Genomic DNA, 17766 nt, shown 5'->3' with positions numbered 1-17766 from the left:
CCGCTCTATGACCTCATAAGGCGATCTTATGAGGTGTATCGGGCCCGGCTCATGGCTGCCCAGGCCGCACCGCGGGCGACCGGTGCTTGGCGGACGCCCGGCCCATGCACCAACCTGTCCTCTTGCGGCGCACCGAGGCGCGGTGGCCCGAGGGCGAGGGGTGAGAGCGTGGACGCACGCGGGGAGACGACCGTCGCGGTGACCGGCGGCAGCGGATTCGTCGGCAGCCATCTGGTACGGCGGCTGCTGGAGCGGGGGTACCGGGTCCGCGTGACCGTCCGCCGGGCCGGTGACGCGGCGAAGGTGAGGCCCCTGTGGGAACTCCAGGAGGCCTTCCCCGGCCAACTCACCCTCTTCGAGGCCGACCTGCTCAAGGACGGCTCCTTCGACGAGGCCTTCCGCGGCTGTGCGACCGTCTTCCACGTGGCCTCGCCCTTCCTGATGCCCGAGCGGATCAAGGACGGCCAACGGGACGTCGTGGACCCGGCGTTGCTCGGCACCCGCAACGTCCTCGGCAGCGTGGAGCGCACCCCGGAGGTGACGACCCTGGTCCTCACCTCCACCGTGGGTGCGATCTTCGGCGACTACGCCGACGTGCGCGAGATGGCCGGCGAGGTGCTGACCGAGAAGTACTTCAACACCACCAGCACGGTGGCCGACAACCCCTACCACTACGCCAAGACGGTCGCCGAGCGCGCAGCCTGGGACGCCGAAGCCGCCCAGGACCGCTGGCGCATGGTCTCGATCAACCCCGGCCTGATCCTGGGCCCCTCCCTCACCCCCGCCTCCGAGTCCGGCAGCCTCTTCCTGCTGGACGAGCTGTTCAAGGGCTGCTTCTGCTACGGCGCCCCGGACTTCAGCTTCACCACCGCGGACGTCCGCGACGTGGCCGACGCGCACATCGCGGCGGCGGAGAACCCGGCGGCCGGAGGCCGTTATATCGTGGCCAACGAGACGATGACGTCCTTCCAGGAGATGTCCCGGATCATCCGCACCCGCCACCCCTGGGACCCGCGCCTGCCGCGCACCGCGCTCCCGCACGGGCCGGTACGGGTCCTCGGCCCGCTCTTCGGCCTCAGCCAGGACTACATACGCAAGCACCTCGGCATCCGCTTCCGCGTCGACAACGGCCGCAGCGTCGACGAACTGGGCCTCGTCTACCGGCCCGTCGAGGAGACCCTCCTTGACCACCACGCGAGCTGGCGCGCGCGGCGGCGGAGGGTCTGAACCCAGGGGCCGCCCGGTCAGGCCGGGCGGATCACCCGGTGGATCGCCGACTCCCCGGCGTTGTAGATCGACTCCTCGCGGATGAGCGCCCCGGGGCTCGGCGCGTGCACCATCGTGCCGCCACCCGCGTAGATCCCGACGTGGCTGTCGTCGTCGAAGAAGAAGATCAGGTCACCCGGCTCGACGGCGGCCAGCGTCAGCGGGGTGCCGGCCAGGGTCTGCTCCGCCGCGGTACGGGGCAGCGTCACACCGGCGGCGCGCCAGGCGGCCTGGGTGAGGCTGGAGCAGTCGTACGCGCCCGGCCCGGTCGCCCCCCAGACGCACGGCCGCCCGATCTGCTCCCGCGCGAACGCCAGCGCCTTCATGGCCTTGCCCGGCTCGGCGAACGCGCCGGGCGTGGGCAAGGGCGCGGCGGGAGCCGGAGTGGTGACCTGCGGGGGTGCGGTGGGCAGGGGGGTGACGGGAAGCGGAGCCGTGACGACCGGCGCGACGGTGGGCACCGCCATGGCCGGCGCGGGCGCGGCCATCATCGCCTCGGGCTGCGCGACCATGGCCGTCGGCGCCGCGGCCATCGCCACCGCGGGGGCCGCGGCCATCGGTGCCGCCATGGGCGTGGGCATGGGCGGCGCCATCGGCGCGGGCATCGCGGCGGTGGCGTAGGCGTAGAGGGCGTCGGCGGACTGCATGCCTGCCGCGTAGGCACCGGCCATGTCGGCGGTGGGCGCCGCGGCGTAGGGGGCGGCCGGCGGCATGGCGGCCATGGGCGGTGCGGGGGCGGCGGGGGCGGCCGCGGTGTACGCGTACGCGCCGGCGGCGTAGGCGGTGTCGGCGACGGCCTGGGGCACCTCGGTGTAGGCGGCTGGCGCGTTCGGCGACATGACCCGGAAGCCGCCGGCGTCCATCGGAGCCGGGGCGGGAGCGGCGGGCGCCGAGGTCGGGAAGGCACCGCTGTTCATGGTGGCGGCGGTGGGGAAGGCGCCGCTGTTCGTGGGAGCCGCGGTCGGGAAGACGCTCGTGCTCATGGCGTCGGCGGTCGGGAAGGCGCCCCCGTCGGCCTGGGTCGGCATCGGGAACGAGCCCGTGGCGCCCGGGGTCATGATGCGGAAGGAGCCGGTGTCCCCCGGCGACGGGACCGGAGCCTGCGCGGCGCCCGCGTCCATGGGCGACGCGGTCTGGTAGGTCCCGCCGCCCGAGCCGCCGGGGGTCATGACGCGGAAGCCGCCGGAGTCGGCGGGGGTCTGTCGTGGGGTGTTGTCGGTGCTGCCGGGGGTCATGACGCGGAAGCCGCCCGAGTCCGCCGAGGCCCGGCGTGGGGCGCTGTCGGCGCCCCCCGGGGTCATGATGCGGAAGGTCCCGGTGTCCGACGGGGACACGATCGGGATGCCGCCCGTCTCGGTCACCGCCGGGAGCGCGCGCGTGGCGGCGAGGGCGTCGGTCCGGAAGGAACCGCTGCCGGTGCGCTGGGTGGGTATGCCGACGGCGGGAGCCTGCCACGGCTGCGCCGGGACCTGGGCCTCGGGCGTGGCCCACGGGGCCGGTGCGGGCTGGGCGGCCGGCGCCGGTTCGAGCGCGGGGACGGCGCGCTGCCCGGTGCGCTGGGAAAGCACCTCGCGCGCCTTGGCGAGCTTGAGCTGGTTCCTGGTCTTGAAGGTACCCGGCGCGGGCCGCTGGGGCGTGGCGGCGGGCAGCGCCCTGGGCGCACCGGACGGCCCGGCGGGAAGCGCCGCGGCGGGCCCCGCCGTCAACTCCAGCTTCGGGCGCGCCGGCAACTCACGGACGACCTCGATCTCGCTCTGCGCGGACGGCCCCGCGGTCAACTCCAGCCGCGACGGGCCGGAGTCCTCCAGCTGGGCGAGCAGGTCGGCCGCCATGGCGCTGACGGGCCGCCGTGGGCCGGGCCGTTCGGGCATCCGGTCGGAGGGCAGCGCGGCCGGGACGCTCGGCCCCAGCTTCGAGCGCGCGCCCTCGAACCACTCTCTGGCGATGTTGTCGAGGCCCGGGTCGTCGCGACGGGGCCGCTTGAACAGCGGGACACCACGTGAGCGCGAGCCCCCGCTCGCCGCACGAGTGGCGTTGTAGTTCCCGGTGGCGTTCTCGGCCTGGTCGTAGAGGCTGTCGATCCGCTGTCGAACCTCGTCACGGCTCTCGGGCGCCATTGAGGGGTCGTGCTCCTTCCGTACTCCGCCTACCGGGTTAGCTGTCGGGTTCGGGCGGTGACGTCCGGAAGGCATGCCCTACGGCCTCTGTCCTCGCGGACGGTCGGCCGATTCACCCCAGTGATCGGTTGGGTCCCCGGCTCCGGACTCGCCCCTGGGGGCACCGGATTCGGCGGAGGCCGCGCGGCCCGACGGGATTCGCCGGGGGGAGCCGAACGGCTTAAACGTCAACTTAGCCAACTTGTGTCACTCGTGTGAAGGTTGACGTGCGTAATGTCCGATACGTATTTGTGATGTTCGTCGTAGCGTTCGGAACTCGACCGTACCGGACGGCATTTCGCGCGCATCCAGTGCGTTCGCAGGGTCACCGGGGCGTTGCCGTCGGTCGCGGCTCCCTGCTCCCGGCCGCTGCGGAACTCCCGGTTTCTGTGAGGTCACCGTGAATTCGCGGGTCTGTTGAACACGGTGGCCCCGCGGGCCGTATAGGGCGGGGGATTTCCATGTCCGGCCGCTCACGAGACGCAGGGGAACGACCTTGAGACGCAACAGGCGCAGACGCCCGACCGGCGCACGACGCGCGACCTTCGCAGCGGTCGCGCTGATGCTCGGCGGCGGTGGGCTGGTCGCGGTGAACGTCTACGCCTCGGCCACCGAAGGCGGCGGGGACCAGCAGGCCCAGGTCGCCACCGGCCAGGTGCTGTCCGCGCCCACCATCTACTGCCCCGACGTCGGCAGCCGGCTGACGGCGGTGCCCGACGGGGCCCGTGCCGACGTCGACGGTGAACTCGCCCGGCTGGACCAGCAGGTGGCGGCCGCCTACCAGCAACTCACCCAGTCCGCCGCGGCGATCGAACAGAACCCCGATCTCGCCGACCAGACGATCATGAACCCGCTGAAGGAGAAGCGGTCCGAGTCGATCCGGCGCATCGCCGACGCCATCGACCGCGAGGGCGACCGCCCGCAGGGCCTCGACGACCTCGCCGCCTGCACCCTGCGCTCCTCCAACCAGGGCGCCGGGCAGTCGGCGGCACCCCAGGGCAGTGCCACGCCGAGCCAGAGCGGCCAGGGCAGCGCCGCGCCGAGCCAGGGCACCGGCGCCGGCGGCCAGGGCGGCAACGGCCCGGTCGCCGCGGACTACGCGGACATCACCTCCGTCCAGCCCGACGTCACCACCCCCGCCGAACGGCCCGGCGGCTCCACCGGCACCTTCAGCTCCAGCTGCGGTGTCAACGCGAACGGCCTGTTCAACTCGGACAACGTGATCGTCGCGCCCGGTGTCTCCAACGGCGCCCACCACTTCCACGACTACATCGGCAACCAGTCCAACAACGCCTTCGCCAGCGACCAGGACCTCGCGAACGCCGACACCAGCTGCGCCGACAGGGGTGACAAGTCCACGTACTACTGGCCCGTGCTGCGCCTGCAGAACGGCAAGCAGGAGCGGGACGCCGACAAGCCGGGCGGCGGCACCGAGGGCAACGCCGGGCAGATCGTCACGGCCAAGCAGGTCACACTGACCTTCGAGGGCAACCCGACCTCCAAGGTCACCGAGATGCCGCGGCTGCTGCGCATCATCACCGGCGACGCCAAGGCCTTCGTCAACGGCCCGGCCAACGCCAACGCCTCGTGGAGCTGCACCGGTTATGAGAACCGGCAGCTCAAGGACAAGTACCCGCTGTGCCCCGCGGGCAGTGACGTCGTGCGCACGTTCAAGTTCCAGAGCTGCTGGGACGGCCGGAACATCGACAGCGCCAACCACCGTACCCACGTGGCGTTCGAGGCTCCCGACGGCAGCTGCCCGGCCGGCTTCCAGGCCATTCCGCAGCTGGTGCAGCGCATCGTCTACGACGTGGACGCGCCGAGCCTCGCGGACGGCGGCCGCACGGTCCCGCTGTTCGCGGTGGACTCGTTCCCCGAGCAGCTGCACAAGCCGGTCACCGACCACGGCGACTTCATCAACGTCTTCGACGAGAGCCTGATGCGGACGATGGTCGACTGCATCAACTCCGGCCGGACCTGCGGGGCGGGGGCCGGCGAGCAGCCGCCGTCCGAGAGCGCGGAGCCGACTCCGAGCGAGACGGCGAGCCCGGTCGCACCGCCGGCCCAGAGCCAGAGCGCCGAGCCGTCCGAGCCGGTGACCGAGCAGCCGTCGTCGGAGCAGACTCCGTCCGAGCAGCCGTCGTCCGAGCCCCCGGCCGGCACCCCGGCCACGGAGACCGCCCCCGCCTCCGGCGGCACCGAGCTGCCGAGGGTCGACGCGAGTGTGTCACCGAGGAAGACGTCGACCACGAAGTCGTCGGGCGGCGGTGTGATCAGCAAGCCGACACAGCGGCCCGACACCGAGGCGCCGACCACCGGCCCGGCCGCCGCGCCGACCGGCACCGCGGTCGCCGCTCCGGCCGGTCAGCAGACCCCGGCCACCGGCTCCGGGACGCAGCCCCAGACCGAGCCCCAGGCGGTCCAGGGCGGTCTCGCCGAGACCGGTGCCCACCTGTGGCCCGCGGTCTTCGGCGGGCTGCTGCTGGCCTTTGGGGCCGGGCTGCTGTGGTGGACCCGGCGAAACCCGGCCTGATCCTTCTCCCGCACCGCGCAGCATGTCCTGGGCGGGCTCGGACCGGGAGCATCTCATCGTGCTCCGCGCTGTCCAGCCCGCCCAGGTGCGGTACGACGGGGCCGCGCCGGCTGACCGCGGCCAGCTCCGACTCCTTCTCGGTCCTGCCCGGGAGCTCGCCGGTGCGCACCTGGTCGACCCGCACTCCGGCCGTCCCGACGGAGGTGAAGCTCCGGTACGTGCCCCGGCCGGTGCCGCCCTCGGCGGCCACGAACGGCCCGCGGGACCGTGCGAGCGTCACCGCTGCCCGGCCTGCGGTCGGCGCCCGCGGGAAGCCGACGGCACCGGCGGCCCTGGCGGCCGGCTCGCGACCGAACGTCACCGGACCCTGCCGCATCGGCTGCCCCCGGCCGTCGTGCGGATGCACGCTCGGCGGGTCCCTGTTGACCCTCGGTCATATTACTGAACCGTAACCTCACGGCTGCTACCGCCGGTAATGCGTTGCTCGTTACCGTCGGGTAAACCGCACCTTCCCCCGTCGGCCGCTCCGGGGTCCCCCACCGCACCTCCCACGTCCAGGAGGTTCCCCATGCCTGTCCGCGTTCGCCTGCTGGCCACCGCCGTCGCCGCGGCCGCCTGCCTCTGCCTGCAGACCCTGCAGGCCACGGCCTCCCAGGCCGAGGTCTCCCGGGGTGTCGGCATCCCCGCCTTCTACGACCCGCCGGCCACCCTGCCCACGGCCGACGGAGCTCTCGTCCGCACCGAACCCCTCACCCTGGCCCTGAGCCTGCCGAGCCTGCCCGGCCCGCTGCCGGGCACCGCGACCCGGCTGATGTACAAGTCCACCGACTCGGCGGGCGGCCCCGTCGCCGTCACCGGCGCCTACATCGAGCCGACCGCCCCCTGGCTCGGCCCCGGCGCCCGCCCGCTGGTCGCGCTGGCCCCCGGCACCATGGGGCAGGGCGACCAGTGCGCCGCGTCCATGGGCCTGGAGCACCCACTCGTCCTCAACGGCCAGACGGTGTCCGTCGGTTACGAGGACCTGTCGATCTACCGGCTGCTCGCCGAGGGCGTCGCGGTCGTCGTCACCGACTACGTCGGGCTCGGCGCGACGGACCGGCTCCACACCTACGTCAACCGGCTGGACGGCGCCCACGCCGTCCTGGACGCCGTACGCGCCGCCCGGCGCCTGCCCGGCTCCTCGGTCACCGCCGCCTCACGCGTGGGCCTGTTCGGCTACAGCCAGGGCGGCGGCGCGACCGCCGCGGCCGCCGAGCTCCAGCCCTCCTACGCCCCGGACATCACCCTCTCCGGCACCTACGCGGGTGCGCCGCCCGCCGACCTCACCGCCGTCACCGCGGCCATCGACGGCAGCGATCTGGCCGGCGCCCTCGGCTGGGCCGTCAACGGGTTCGTCCAGTCGGACCCGGCGCTCAAGCCGATCGTCGACGCCCATCTCGGCACGGCGGGCCGGGCCGCCCTCGCCGACCTGTCGACGATGTGTGTCGGCGACGCGATCCTCGCCTACGGTTCCCAGCACAGCACCGCCTGGACGAACGACGGCAGCTCCATCTCCGAGATCGTCGGCGAGGAGCCCGCCCTCCAGGCCTTCCTGGCCGAACAGCGCATCGGCAGGACCGCGCCGGCGAGTCCGGTCCGGGTGGCGACCGGCGTCAGCGACGACCTCGTCCCGCACGCGCAGGCACGGCGGCTCGCCGTCGACTGGTGTGCCGAAGGCGCCGACGTCACCTATGTGCCCGTCGTCCTGCCGGACGCGGGCCGCGCCCTGCTGAACCACCTCGAACCCCTGCTCACCGACCAGGGCGACGCCATCGCCTGGCTCACGGCCCGCCTCTCCGGCGTGCCGGCCGTCTCCAACTGCTGGAGCCTGCCGGTACAGCCCTGAACCCCGCCCGCCGCCGCTTGCCGTCGGCGGGCACCGCACGGCAGGGTGCCGGTGTGCCCACCTTGCTGATCGTCCACCACACTCCCTCACCGCACTGCCAGGCCATGTTCGAGGCCGTGGTCTCCGGGGCGACCACCCCGGAGATCGAGGGCGTGCGGGTCGTACGGCGGGCGGCGCTGTCCGCCACCGCGGCCGACGTGCTCGCGGCCGACGGATACCTCCTCGGCACCCCGGCCAACCTCGGCTACGTCTCCGGCGCCCTCAAGCACTTCTTCGACCAGATCTACTACCCGTGCCTGGACGAGACGCGCGGCCGCCTTTTCGGTGCCTATGTGCACGGCGGCAACGACGTCACCGGCGCGCTGCGCGCCCTCGACTCCATCACCACCGGTCTCGGCTGGCGCCGGGCGGCCGAGCCGCTCGCGGTGACCGGCGAGCCCGGCAAGGCCGACCTGGAGGCGTGCTGGGAACTGGGCGCCACGCTCGCCGCCACGCTCGCCGCCGGCCCCTGACCTGTTCCCGGGCGCCGGTCACCCGGATGGACGAAGGTGCGGGCGCCGGAGCCAGGGCACACGATGGGAACAGGCCATGTCGTCGATCCGAGGGAGCGCCGGATGGCAGCGCAGCGCCGTGCCTGCGGGCCGCCCGCGGAGGAGATGCTGCGGGAGTGCGCCCGCGACGTGGTGGCCGTCGCCGAGGGCATCCGCGAGGTCTCCGCACGGACCAGCTCCGTCCTGTTCGCCCCGGCGCTGACGAGTTCCGCGCGCCGCCGGCCGCGTACCGGACTGGCCGCCCGCTGGGCGCTGCTGCGGACGCTCACCAACAAGCAGGGCCTCGGCGGCTCGGCGATCGTCGCGCCCGACGGCGTCGGCCATCTGCTCGGCGCGGCGGGGGAGGCGCTGGGCCGGGAGAGTCTGGCCGCGCTGGTGGCGGTGACCTCGCTGCGGCTCAGGATCGCCGCCGTCCTCCTCGACCACCCGGAGTTCGGGCACGACCCGGGGATGCGCCGGCTGACGGACGCCGTCACCGCCGACCGCGACCCGGAGGCCGTCCGCGCGCTGCGGGCCCTGTTCAAGGACCAGGGCGCCCAGCGCTCGCTCTCCGCGCTCGCCCCGATCCTCGCCGAACTCCTCGCCATCCGGGGCCTGCTGGACGAGGACCCGCTGAGCGACGAGACCGCCTGGGCGCTGGCGGCCGGCCGGGAGCTGACCGCCGGCCCGGCCAGGGGCCTCGACGGGTCCCACCTCTGCGGCTCGGACAAGGGCGAGGGCGAGGGCGCCGCCCAGGCCGTCGAACTCTCCGCCCAGGAGGCCCGGTCCATCGCCACCGAGGGGTCCTTCCTCGGCTTCCTGCGCAACATCGACGTGCTCGCCGGCGACGGCCGCGTCCTGGTCCAGGAGGTACGCGGCCCCGACGGCGTGCTCCGGTACGTCGTCCAGGCCCCCGGCACGGCCCCCGGGCGCCCCCGCGACGACTCGCCGCAGGACTTCACCGGCGCCTGGCGCAACCTGTTCCTGACCGACTCGCCGTACACCCGCTCGATCCAGCTGGCCATCCGGCACCACGGCGTCCCGCACGGCGCCGACCTCGCACTGGTCGGGCACGGCGAGGGCGCGATCGCGCTGCTGAACCTCGCGCAGGACGACGAGTTCTGCCGCGCCTACCGGGTCACCCACGTGGTCGCCGTCGGCGCGCAGGCCGACGACCGCCGGCCCGCCGACCCGCGCACCTGGGTCGCCGGCATCACCAACCGGCACGACATCGTCCCGGCCCTGGACGGCCCCGGCGCCCCGCACCCCAACCGGTACCGGGTCGACTACGCCGGTCCCACCCACGAGTTCCCGGGCTGCCACCTGCTCGGTGTCTACATCGACCACCTGGAGACCGTGATCCCGCAGGCCCGGGCCGACGTCGACCGCGCCCTCGCCCCCTACCGCGGCCCGGTCGAGCGCAGCCGCGCCTACCGGCTCAGGGACCGCGCCCGCCCGCCCGAGGGCTACCCCTTCCTGGCCGTCCCCACCACGAGCCTCGCCACTTCGGCGGGCCCGGTCGAGCTGCCGGTGCGCTACTACGACTCCTCCGCCGCGCACCTGTGCTTCCCGGTCGACACCGACGTGGCCCGCAGCCTGCTGCCCGACGTCGCCTGGCTGGTCCCCACCCGGCTCGGCCGCCGCGCCCTCGCCGTGCTCTCCGTCTACGAGCACCGCTGCACCACCATCGGCCCCTACACCGAGCTCGGCCTGTCGGTGCTGGTCGACGACCTGTGGCGGCCGCACGCGTACGACCTCGCCGCGGACCTGCTGCGCCGTGCCGACCTGCGCCGCACCGGACGGTACGTGGTCTCGCTCGCCGTCGGCACGGAGGAGGCACGGGCGGTGGCCGAGGAGGTCTGGGCCCAGCCCGCCGTCCGCGGATCCGCCGACGTCGAGCTGCAGGGGCGGGAGCTGCGGGTACACGCCCCCGAGCTGGGAGTCTCCGTCGAGGGCCGCCCGGGGCCCGGCGCCCGCTGTCCCGAGGCGGACTGGGTGCTCTACGGGCGCCGCGGCGAGAGCACCGTACGGACCCTGGTCCGAGCCCACGGCCGGCCGCGCATCCATGCCCGCCCCCGGCTGCGGCTGCGGCTCGACGGCGCCCACGGTCCGCTCGCCCGGTACCTCCAGATCCTCGAACTCGACGCCGTGCGGCCCGGGTTCGTCCTGGCCAGCCCCCGGTTCGTGGCCCACAGAAGCGCCGGCGCGGTGCTGCCGCGCTAGGCATCCCTCCGAGTGCAGGTGAGCCCCATGGCGATCGAATCCCGTGCCACCGCCGCCCCCGAACTTCTCGCGTACGTGGACGGCCTGAGAGTCGACGCGGACCGGATGGACGGCTACGCCGGCCGACTGCGCGGCGCCGCCGAGACGTTGGGCAACTGCGCCGAGGCGCCGGAGTGGAGCGGCGCCGTCCTGGAGCAGCAGGCGACGGCCTGTGTGGCCGCGGCGATACAACTACGGGCGGCTGCAGCCGCGTTGCTGGCACACGCGGCGGAGTGAGCGGCGGCCCCGAACACGCGGAGCGGCCGGGACGATCGCGTCCCGGCCACGGCGTGACCGGCTCAGCCGGCCGGAGCGGTGTGGGGTTGTTCCGGGCCGGGCTTGGGGCGGGTGCGGGTCCAGGACGGGTCGGCGGCGGGATCGTCAGGAGTGGGGGGACGGTCCATGGGTCGGGGGGCCTCCTGCGGTGTGGGGGGTGGTGAGCGGTGCGTCGGGAGCCGTCGACAGCTCGGCCCAGACGACGCGGGTGGAGGGCCGTCCCTCCGGCGCGGCCGTGACGCCCCAGTCGAGACTGAGGGCGTCGACGAGGAACAGGCCGCGCCCGTTCTGCTCGTCGGGTCTGGCCCGCCGGGGCGCCGGGAGCGTGATGCTCCCGTTCTGGTCCTCGACCTCGATGCGGATCCGGTCGGCGTCGGCGTGCACCCGGCAGACGATCCGCCGGCCGGCCGAGTGCACGATCGCGTTGGTGACCAGTTCCGAGGTCACCAGGACCGCGTTGTCGCGGGCCTCCTCGCCCACGCCCCACATCCCGAGCAGCTCGCCCACGCTCCGGCGGGCGTTGCCCACCGCGCGCGGTGTCGGCGCCAGGTCGAAGGCGCGGCTGCGCGGGGCGGGACGGTCCCCGGAGGCGAACCGGTCGAGGCCTTGCGGCCCAGGGAGTCGACCGAGGCGTTCGCCTCCGGGTGGTCCGGGGACACCCGTCGCTTCGGACGGGCGGTAGGGGCCCTCGGCGGCGGCCGCCAGGGCCGGCCGGGGCAGGCCGGGTATGTGGTCCTCGGGTAGTCGGTCGAGCGGCTGGGGGAGAGAGGGCGGGGCCATCGCCGTGCGCCTTTCGTCCGGCTTCGCAGCGTAGGGCTGAGCGGGTCGGGTCCGCGCCGGGCCGCGCTGGAGGCAGACGACGACCCGTGCCTGGGCGGCGCCGGGCCGCAGCTCAGTCTCCCCCAACTGGACTGCTTCGCCTGCTCCTTGGTCGACCGGAGCAGTGAGTCCACTCTGGCATCTGCCAACATCGTCTCGCAACCGGCAAGTTGAAAATTGCAAGAAGTGAAGTGCATGCTGCTCCCGACAAGAACTGATCGAATGAGTCCGTGAACCGACCACGCCCGCGTGAGACGGTGACCCTGAAACCTGGTGTGAGGGGGTAGGGCGTGACCTCGGAGACCGACTGGGGCGGAGCCCCTTCCGTCCTGCGCATGATCCTCGGCCGCCAACTGGAGGAGATGCGGACCAGGGCCGGCCTGACCTACGAGCAGGCGGCCGCCGCCATCGGGGTCAGCCACTCCACGATCCGCCGGATGGAGGCCGCCAAGGTGGCCCGGCTCCGGCTGGCCGACGCGGAGAAACTCCTCCAGGTCTACGGCGTGACGGACCGCCAGGAGGTCGACACCTTCCTGCAGTCGGTGCGCGAGGCCAACAAGCGCGGCTGGTGGCACACCTACCGCGACGTGATGCCCGACTGGTTCGCCGCGTATCTCAGCCTGGAACAGGCGGCGCTGCAGATCCGCGCCTACGAGAACCAGTTCGTGCACGGCCTGCTGCAGACCCGCGAGTACGCCGCCGCCCTGCTCGGCGCCGGCAACCCGCACGCCCCGTCAGAGGCCACCGAGCGCATGGTGGCACTGCGGATGCGCCGCCAGGAACTGATCACCCGGCAGGCGCCGCCCCGGCTGTGGGTGGTGATGGACGAGACGGTACTGCGGTGGCCGGTCGGCGGTGCCGCGGTCATGCGCGCCCAGATCGACCATCTGATCGAGGTCAACCGGCTGCCCAACGTCACCTTGCAGATCATGCCGTTCGCCAACGGCCCGCACCCCGCCATGCGCGCGGGTGCGTACCACCTCTTCCGGTTCAAGGCACCCGAACTGCCCGACATCGTCTATCTCAACGGCCTGGTGGGCGCTGTCTACCTGGACAAGAGCGACGACGTCGTGGTCTACCGCGAGGCCCTGGACCGGTTGGGCGCCCAGGCGGCGCCCGCCAGAAAGACCGAGGTCTTCCTCGGTGCGATTCGCAAGGAGCTCTGACGTGCACCACCCCGTACACAACGGCATCCCCTCCCGGCAACTCGGCGCGCGCGGCTGGTCCAAGCCGTGGAGCGACGACGCCGGCGGCGCCTGCGTCGAAGTGAAGAAGCTCGCCGACGGCCGGGTGGCGGTACGCCAGTCGACCGACCCCGACGGTCCGGCGCTGGTCTTCACCCCCCGTGAGATGACGAGTTTCCTGTCCGGTGTGAAGGCGGGTGACGCCGACTTCCTGATGTGACCTGTGTTTCCGGAACTTCCTTGGTATAGCTGATCGTTCAACCAGCCCCCCACCCCTGACGCACCACCCGCAGCCCCCGAACACCCCCGCATCCCCCTCACCTGAATGGGAGACACGGCGTTGCCCGACAACGGATGGCCGGCCGACCGCATCGACACCGAGAACGCGCACTCCGCGCGGATCTACGACTACATCCTGGGCGGCAAGGACTACTACCCCGCCGACCAGGAGGCGGGTGACGCGATGTCCCGGGAGTGGCCCGCGCTCCCGATCCACATGCGCGCCAACCGCGACTGGATGAACCGCGCCGTGCGCTGGCTCGCCGAGGAGGCGGGGATGCGCCAGTTCCTGGACGTCGGGACCGGCATCCCCACCTCCCCGAACCTCCACGAGATAGCCCAGGCGGTGTCCCCGGACTCCCGGGTCGTCTACGTGGACAACGACCCCATCGTGCTCACCCTGTCCCAGGGCCTGCTCTCCAGCACCCCCGAGGGCCGGACGGCGTACATCGAGGCGGACTTCCGGGACCTGGCGGACATCTTCGACGCCCCCGAACTGCGCGAGACCCTCGACCTCGACCAGCCGGTGGCGCTCACGGTGATCGCCATCGTGCACTTCATGCTCGACGCGGACGACGCGGTGGGCGTCGTACGGCGCCTCCTCGAACCGCTGCCCTCCGGCAGCTACCTGGCGATGTCCATCGGCACCGCCGAGTTCGCGCCGGACGAGGTGGGCCGGGTCGCCCGCGAGTACGCGGCCCGCAACATGCCGATGCGGCTGCGCACCATCGACGAGGCCCACGAGTTCTTCGAGGGCCTGGAGCTGGTCGAGCCGGGCATCGTCCAGGTCCACAAGTGGCACCCGGACGGCACCGGCGAGCAGGGCATCCGCGACGAGGACATCGCGATGTACGGAGCGGTCGCCCGCAAGCCGTGACACCGGCTCCGTGCCGGGGCCCGGCTCACCTTCCCGGCCCCGGCACGGTCGTTTCGCGGGTACCGTCGAGTCCATGCACACCACGCGTGTCACCAGACGGGTACGGGCACCGGCGGCGGCCGTCTACCGGGCCCTGCTCGACCCCGAGGCGGTCGCCGCCTGGCGGGCCCCGGACGGCATGACCGCCCGGGTACTCGCCTTCGACGCCCGCGAAGGCGGCGAGTTCAGGGTGTCACTGGACTACGGCGACCCGGGCCGCGCCGGGAAGTCCGGCGGGCACACCGACACCTACCGGGGTCACTTCGCGCGGCTCGTGGAGAACCGGCTCGTCGTCGAGGTCATCGAGTTCGAGACCGGCGACGACGCCGTGCGCGGCACCATGACGATGACAACCACGCTCACCGGGGCGGACGGCGCCACGGATGTCGAGGTCCTGCACGAGGACCTCCCCGAAGGCATCCGCCCCGAGGACAACGAGCTGGGCACCCGGATGGCCCTCGACAACCTGGCCCGGCTCGTCGAGGGCCCCGCCTGACTCAGGCCTTCGGGTTGAACGAGATCCCGGACGGCACGGAGTACGACAGGGTGGCGTTGAACGAGCCGTCCTTGTTCTTGATGGTGGCGTCGCCGAAGTCCTGGGCATGTCGGCTCCCTGTCGGTGGAAGGCGAAGCGGAGTCTGGCAGTCAGCTCCGGCCAGGGACCACCCTTACGACTTGGCTTTGACCCGAAGACAATTGGACACTCAATCAACTCCGTTGCTGTCAGACGCTGTTGACCTGCTGTGAGTCAACCGGACGCGGTTGCCGCGCGGGTCCGCCCGGCGCCAGGCTTCTCGTCGGCTCGTCCCCCACCGGCCGAAAGGGAACCCGTGAGCGACACAGACATGCCTTCCGCCCCGCTGAACCGGCGCGGCTTCCTCGGTGCCGCCGTCGCGGCCGGGCTGCTCGGCACGCCGGCCACGCCGGCCGAGGCGAGGACCGCGGCCCCGACAGCGATATCCACGGAGTCCGGACAGATCACCGGAGTCCAGGGCAGCCTGCGGGGCGTCACCGTCTACAAGGGCGTCCCGTACGCCGCCACCACCGCCGGTGCCAACCGCTGGCGCCCACCGCAGCCGGCCCCCTCCTGGGACGGAGTCCGGGCCGCCGATTCCTGGGGCCCGGCCTGCCCGCAGCCGGTCACGGGCATCCCCGGTGACCAGCTGCCCGAGTTCGGTGAGGACTGTCTGAACCTCAACATCTGGACGGCGGCGTCCGGTTCGGGCGACAGCCGCCCCGTCCTGGTCTGGCTGTACGGCGGCGATCGCGCCCTGTGGTCGGGCCAGGAGATCTACAACGGCTCCCTGCTCGCGTCCAAGGGCGTGGTCGTCGTCACCCCCGACTACCGGGTCGGCCCGCTGGGCGGTCTCGCCCACCCCGGGCTGACCGCCGAGTCCGCCTACGGAGGCTCCGGCAACTGGGGGATCCTGGACGTCGTCGCGGCGCTGGAGTGGGTCCAGCGGAACATCGCCGCGTTCGGCGGCGACCCGGACCGGGTCACCCTGGCGGGCTGGGCGCAGGGCGCCTCCATCGTGAACATCCTGCTCGCGTCCCGGCGCGCCAGGGGCCTCTACCACCGCGCGCTGCTCTCCTCAGGCGTCCGGTACACCAAGGACCCGGCGCTCGCCCGGGGAACCGGCCGCTACCGGAGCCTCGCCGACGCCGAGGCCGACGGCATGGGCTTCGCCGCCCGGGCGGGGGCCGCCGATCTCGCGGCCCTGCGCGCACTGGACGCCGACGACATCGTCACGAAGGCCGCCGCCGACACCAGCGCCGACTTCGGCCACGTCCTGGACGGATACGTCCTGCCCGACACCTACACCGCCGTGCTCAAGGCCCATGCCGAGACCGACGTGCCCGTCCTCACCGGCGTCTGCAAGGACGCGAACGGCGCCGCGCCCGACCTGTTGCTGACGGTCGACGCGTTCAAGGCCTACGCCCGTTCCGAGTTCGGCCCGCTGGGGCTGGCGGACACCTTCCTGAACCTGTACCCGGCGGACAGCGACACCGCTGCCGCCCAGCAGTACAGCGCCTACGCCAGGGACGAGGAACGTGTCTCGGCCTTCCTCTGGGCGACCCAGTTCAAGGACACGGCCGCCAACGCCGGCGCCGTGCACACCTACTTCTGGACCCGTGTCCCGCCCGGCTACGACGACACCAACCCGGTCATCGGCACCACCGCGACCGGCGCCTTCGAGGGCTCCGACGTGTACTACCTGCTCGGCTACCTCTACAACACCGGCCGTCCCTGGACCTCCAAGGACTACGACATCGCCGACACCACCGCCTCCTGCGTCGCCCGTTTCGCCGCCACCGGCGACCCGAACGGCGGCTCCCTCACCAGCTGGCCGGCCCTCGCCACGGACATCCCGCGGACCATGGAACTGGGCGCGGACTTCGGCACGCTCGCGGTGGCCGACAGCGACGCCAAGTTCGCCTTCCTGAAGACGTACCTGGAGTCACAGACCAGGGAGTTCTGACGTCCGCTGAGCCTGGGCGGAGCCGCGGGCCGAGCCGTGGCGGAGGACGCCGTGGTGGTGACGGCGCTGCACGGTCGGGGTGCGGTGCAGGGCGATCATGGCCGCGTCGTCGCCGAGGTGGCCGCCCGCATGCGCCAGCAGGTCGCGTCGGATGCGGTGCATCAGCGCCTCCGGAGCGGCGTCGGTCCACTGTGCGACCCGCTCGGCCAGCGGGTAGAAACGGCCCTGGGCGTCCCGGGCCTCGACGACACCGTCGGTGTAGAGCAGCAGGGTGTCGCCGGGCTCGAACGAGAACACGTCCAGGGTGTGCTCGGTGCCGCCCGCCCCGGGCACGCCCAGCGGAGGCGACGGGTGCAGGCTCGGCACGGTCACCGCGTGCCCCGGGCTCAGCAGCAGCGGCGGCGGATGGCCGCTGCTGGTCATGCGGGTGACCGGGTCCTCGTCGGGGATCTCGATCAGCAGCGCGGTGGCGAACCGCTCGCCCGCCTCCTCCGCGGGCTCCAGATCCGCCGCGTACCGCTGCACGCTCTGCTCCAGGGCGGCGGCGAGGTCCGGCAGGGTGACGTGCCGGTGGGCGGACTCCCGGAAGGCGCTGAGCAGCAGCGCCGCCTCGCCGATCGCGGACAGCCCCTTGCCCCGCACGTCGCCGATCAGGACCCGGACCTCGCCCTCGCAACGGGTGGCCGCGTACAGGTCGCCGCCGATCTGCGCCTCGTCCTCGGCGGCCAGGTACATCGAGGCGATGCGGAGCAGCCCGATGTGCTCCGGCAGCGGCCACATCAGGACGTGCTGCGCGGCCTCGGCGACCGTCCGCACCTGAGCCAGCTGGGCACGGCGCCGCTCGCGGACCGCGCTGTAGACCACCACGATCACCGAGAGCACCACCAGGGTGACGATCTGCACGATGTGGTTCGCGCTGGACAGCCCGCCGTGGAACAGGGCGATCGCCACCTGGGCGGCCACCGCGAGCGCCCCGACCAGCGCGGTCGACCGGGGGCCGGCGAACGACGGGGTGAGCGCCGGAGCGATGACGAGGGCAGGGCCCAGATGGATGTCGTCGGGCGCGCGGAGGTCCGCCACCGTGATCACCACGATGAGGGCGATCGGGAGCAGCAGCAGCGCGTGCGACGACTGCCACGACCGCCGCAGCCCCGCCGCACAGCTCTGCAGCCTGCCCATG

General features: G+C 73.2%; 14 protein-coding genes, 1 pseudogene and 1 riboswitch. Of the genes and pseudogenes, 11 read left to right on the top strand and 4 right to left on the bottom strand.

Features of this window, described 5'->3' with window-relative positions; translation table 11 throughout:
• The first annotated feature begins 168 nt into the window (after nucleotides 1-168).
• Complete coding sequence (locus OHB00_RS04625; RefSeq protein WP_406431491.1) at nucleotides 169-1227, top strand: NAD-dependent epimerase/dehydratase family protein; 1059 nt, start codon at nucleotides 169-171, stop codon at nucleotides 1225-1227.
• Between the two features lie 17 nt (nucleotides 1228-1244).
• Here the strand turns inward: OHB00_RS04625 and OHB00_RS04620 are convergent, their stop codons facing one another.
• On the bottom strand, nucleotides 1245-3383 hold the full coding sequence (locus OHB00_RS04620; protein ID WP_406431489.1) for a C40 family peptidase: 2139 nt from the start codon (nucleotides 3381-3383) through the stop codon (nucleotides 1245-1247).
• A gap of 10 nt (nucleotides 3384-3393) precedes the next feature.
• Nucleotides 3394-3568, bottom strand: a riboswitch (cyclic di-AMP (ydaO/yuaA leader).
• Between the two features lie 416 nt (nucleotides 3569-3984).
• On the opposite strand from OHB00_RS04620, the gene OHB00_RS04615 reads away from it, so the two are divergent.
• A complete protein-coding gene (locus OHB00_RS04615; RefSeq protein WP_406445612.1) occupies nucleotides 3985-5955 on the top strand; it encodes a DUF1996 domain-containing protein in 1971 nt (656 codons plus the stop codon).
• Between the two features lie 52 nt (nucleotides 5956-6007).
• On the opposite strand, the pseudogene OHB00_RS04610 reads toward OHB00_RS04615, so the two are convergent.
• A pseudogene (locus tag OHB00_RS04610) lies at nucleotides 6008-6331 on the bottom strand (lipoprotein); the annotation flags it as partial.
• Between the two features lie 192 nt (nucleotides 6332-6523).
• On the opposite strand from OHB00_RS04610, the gene OHB00_RS04605 reads away from it, so the two are divergent.
• From OHB00_RS04605 to OHB00_RS04590, 4 genes are all read left to right on the top strand, one after another.
• On the top strand, nucleotides 6524-7840 hold the full coding sequence (locus OHB00_RS04605) for a lipase family protein (protein WP_406431487.1): 1317 nt from the start codon (nucleotides 6524-6526) through the stop codon (nucleotides 7838-7840).
• Between the two features lie 53 nt (nucleotides 7841-7893).
• Nucleotides 7894-8352 (top strand): flavodoxin family protein, encoded by a 459-nt coding sequence (locus OHB00_RS04600; RefSeq protein ID WP_406431485.1) that lies wholly within the window; start codon nucleotides 7894-7896, stop codon nucleotides 8350-8352.
• A gap of 102 nt (nucleotides 8353-8454) precedes the next feature.
• Entirely contained in the window at nucleotides 8455-10593 is a 2139-nt protein-coding gene (locus OHB00_RS04595) for a hypothetical protein (protein ID WP_406431483.1), read from the top strand.
• Nucleotides 10594-10620: 27 nt separating this feature from the next.
• Nucleotides 10621-10869, top strand: coding sequence for a hypothetical protein (locus OHB00_RS04590; RefSeq protein ID WP_406431481.1), 249 nt, complete (start codon nucleotides 10621-10623; stop codon nucleotides 10867-10869).
• 144 nt (nucleotides 10870-11013) lie between these two features.
• Here the strand turns inward: OHB00_RS04590 and OHB00_RS04585 are convergent, their stop codons facing one another.
• Nucleotides 11014-11688 (bottom strand): ATP-binding protein, encoded by a 675-nt coding sequence (locus tag OHB00_RS04585; protein WP_406431479.1) that lies wholly within the window; start codon nucleotides 11686-11688, stop codon nucleotides 11014-11016.
• A 329-nt stretch (nucleotides 11689-12017) separates the two neighbouring features.
• Here OHB00_RS04585 and OHB00_RS04580 point away from each other — a divergent pair, with 329 nt between their 5' ends.
• The 5 genes from OHB00_RS04580 (at nucleotide 12018) to OHB00_RS04560 (ending at nucleotide 16586) form a co-directional block, all read left to right on the top strand.
• Nucleotides 12018-12893: a helix-turn-helix domain-containing protein gene (locus tag OHB00_RS04580; protein WP_406431477.1), complete on the top strand. Its 876-nt coding sequence runs from the start codon at nucleotides 12018-12020 to the stop codon at nucleotides 12891-12893.
• A 1-nt stretch (nucleotide 12894) separates the two neighbouring features.
• Nucleotides 12895-13131 carry a DUF397 domain-containing protein gene (locus tag OHB00_RS04575; RefSeq protein WP_406431475.1) on the top strand — a complete coding sequence of 79 codons (237 nt, stop codon included), beginning with the start codon at nucleotides 12895-12897 and terminating at the stop codon, nucleotides 13129-13131.
• A gap of 120 nt (nucleotides 13132-13251) precedes the next feature.
• Entirely contained in the window at nucleotides 13252-14067 is an 816-nt protein-coding gene (locus tag OHB00_RS04570; RefSeq protein WP_406431473.1) for an SAM-dependent methyltransferase, read from the top strand.
• A gap of 73 nt (nucleotides 14068-14140) precedes the next feature.
• On the top strand, nucleotides 14141-14602 hold the full coding sequence (locus OHB00_RS04565) for an SRPBCC domain-containing protein (RefSeq protein WP_406431471.1): 462 nt from the start codon (nucleotides 14141-14143) through the stop codon (nucleotides 14600-14602).
• A 334-nt stretch (nucleotides 14603-14936) separates the two neighbouring features.
• Nucleotides 14937-16586 carry a carboxylesterase/lipase family protein gene (locus OHB00_RS04560; protein ID WP_406431469.1) on the top strand — a complete coding sequence of 550 codons (1650 nt, stop codon included), beginning with the start codon at nucleotides 14937-14939 and terminating at the stop codon, nucleotides 16584-16586.
• On the opposite strand, the gene OHB00_RS04555 is transcribed toward OHB00_RS04560, so the two are convergent.
• Nucleotides 16566-17765 (bottom strand): PP2C family protein-serine/threonine phosphatase, encoded by a 1200-nt coding sequence (locus OHB00_RS04555; protein WP_406431467.1) that lies wholly within the window; start codon nucleotides 17763-17765, stop codon nucleotides 16566-16568. The genes OHB00_RS04560 and OHB00_RS04555 overlap by 21 nt on opposite strands.
• Between the last annotated feature and the right edge of the window lies 1 nt (nucleotide 17766).

The organism is Streptomyces sp. NBC_00631, assembly GCF_045206895.1.
Taxonomy (GTDB): Bacteria; Actinomycetota; Actinomycetes; order Streptomycetales; family Streptomycetaceae; genus Streptomyces.
The sequence above is the reverse complement of the archived record's forward strand: the minus strand, read 5'-3'. Positions and strand labels throughout refer to the sequence as shown.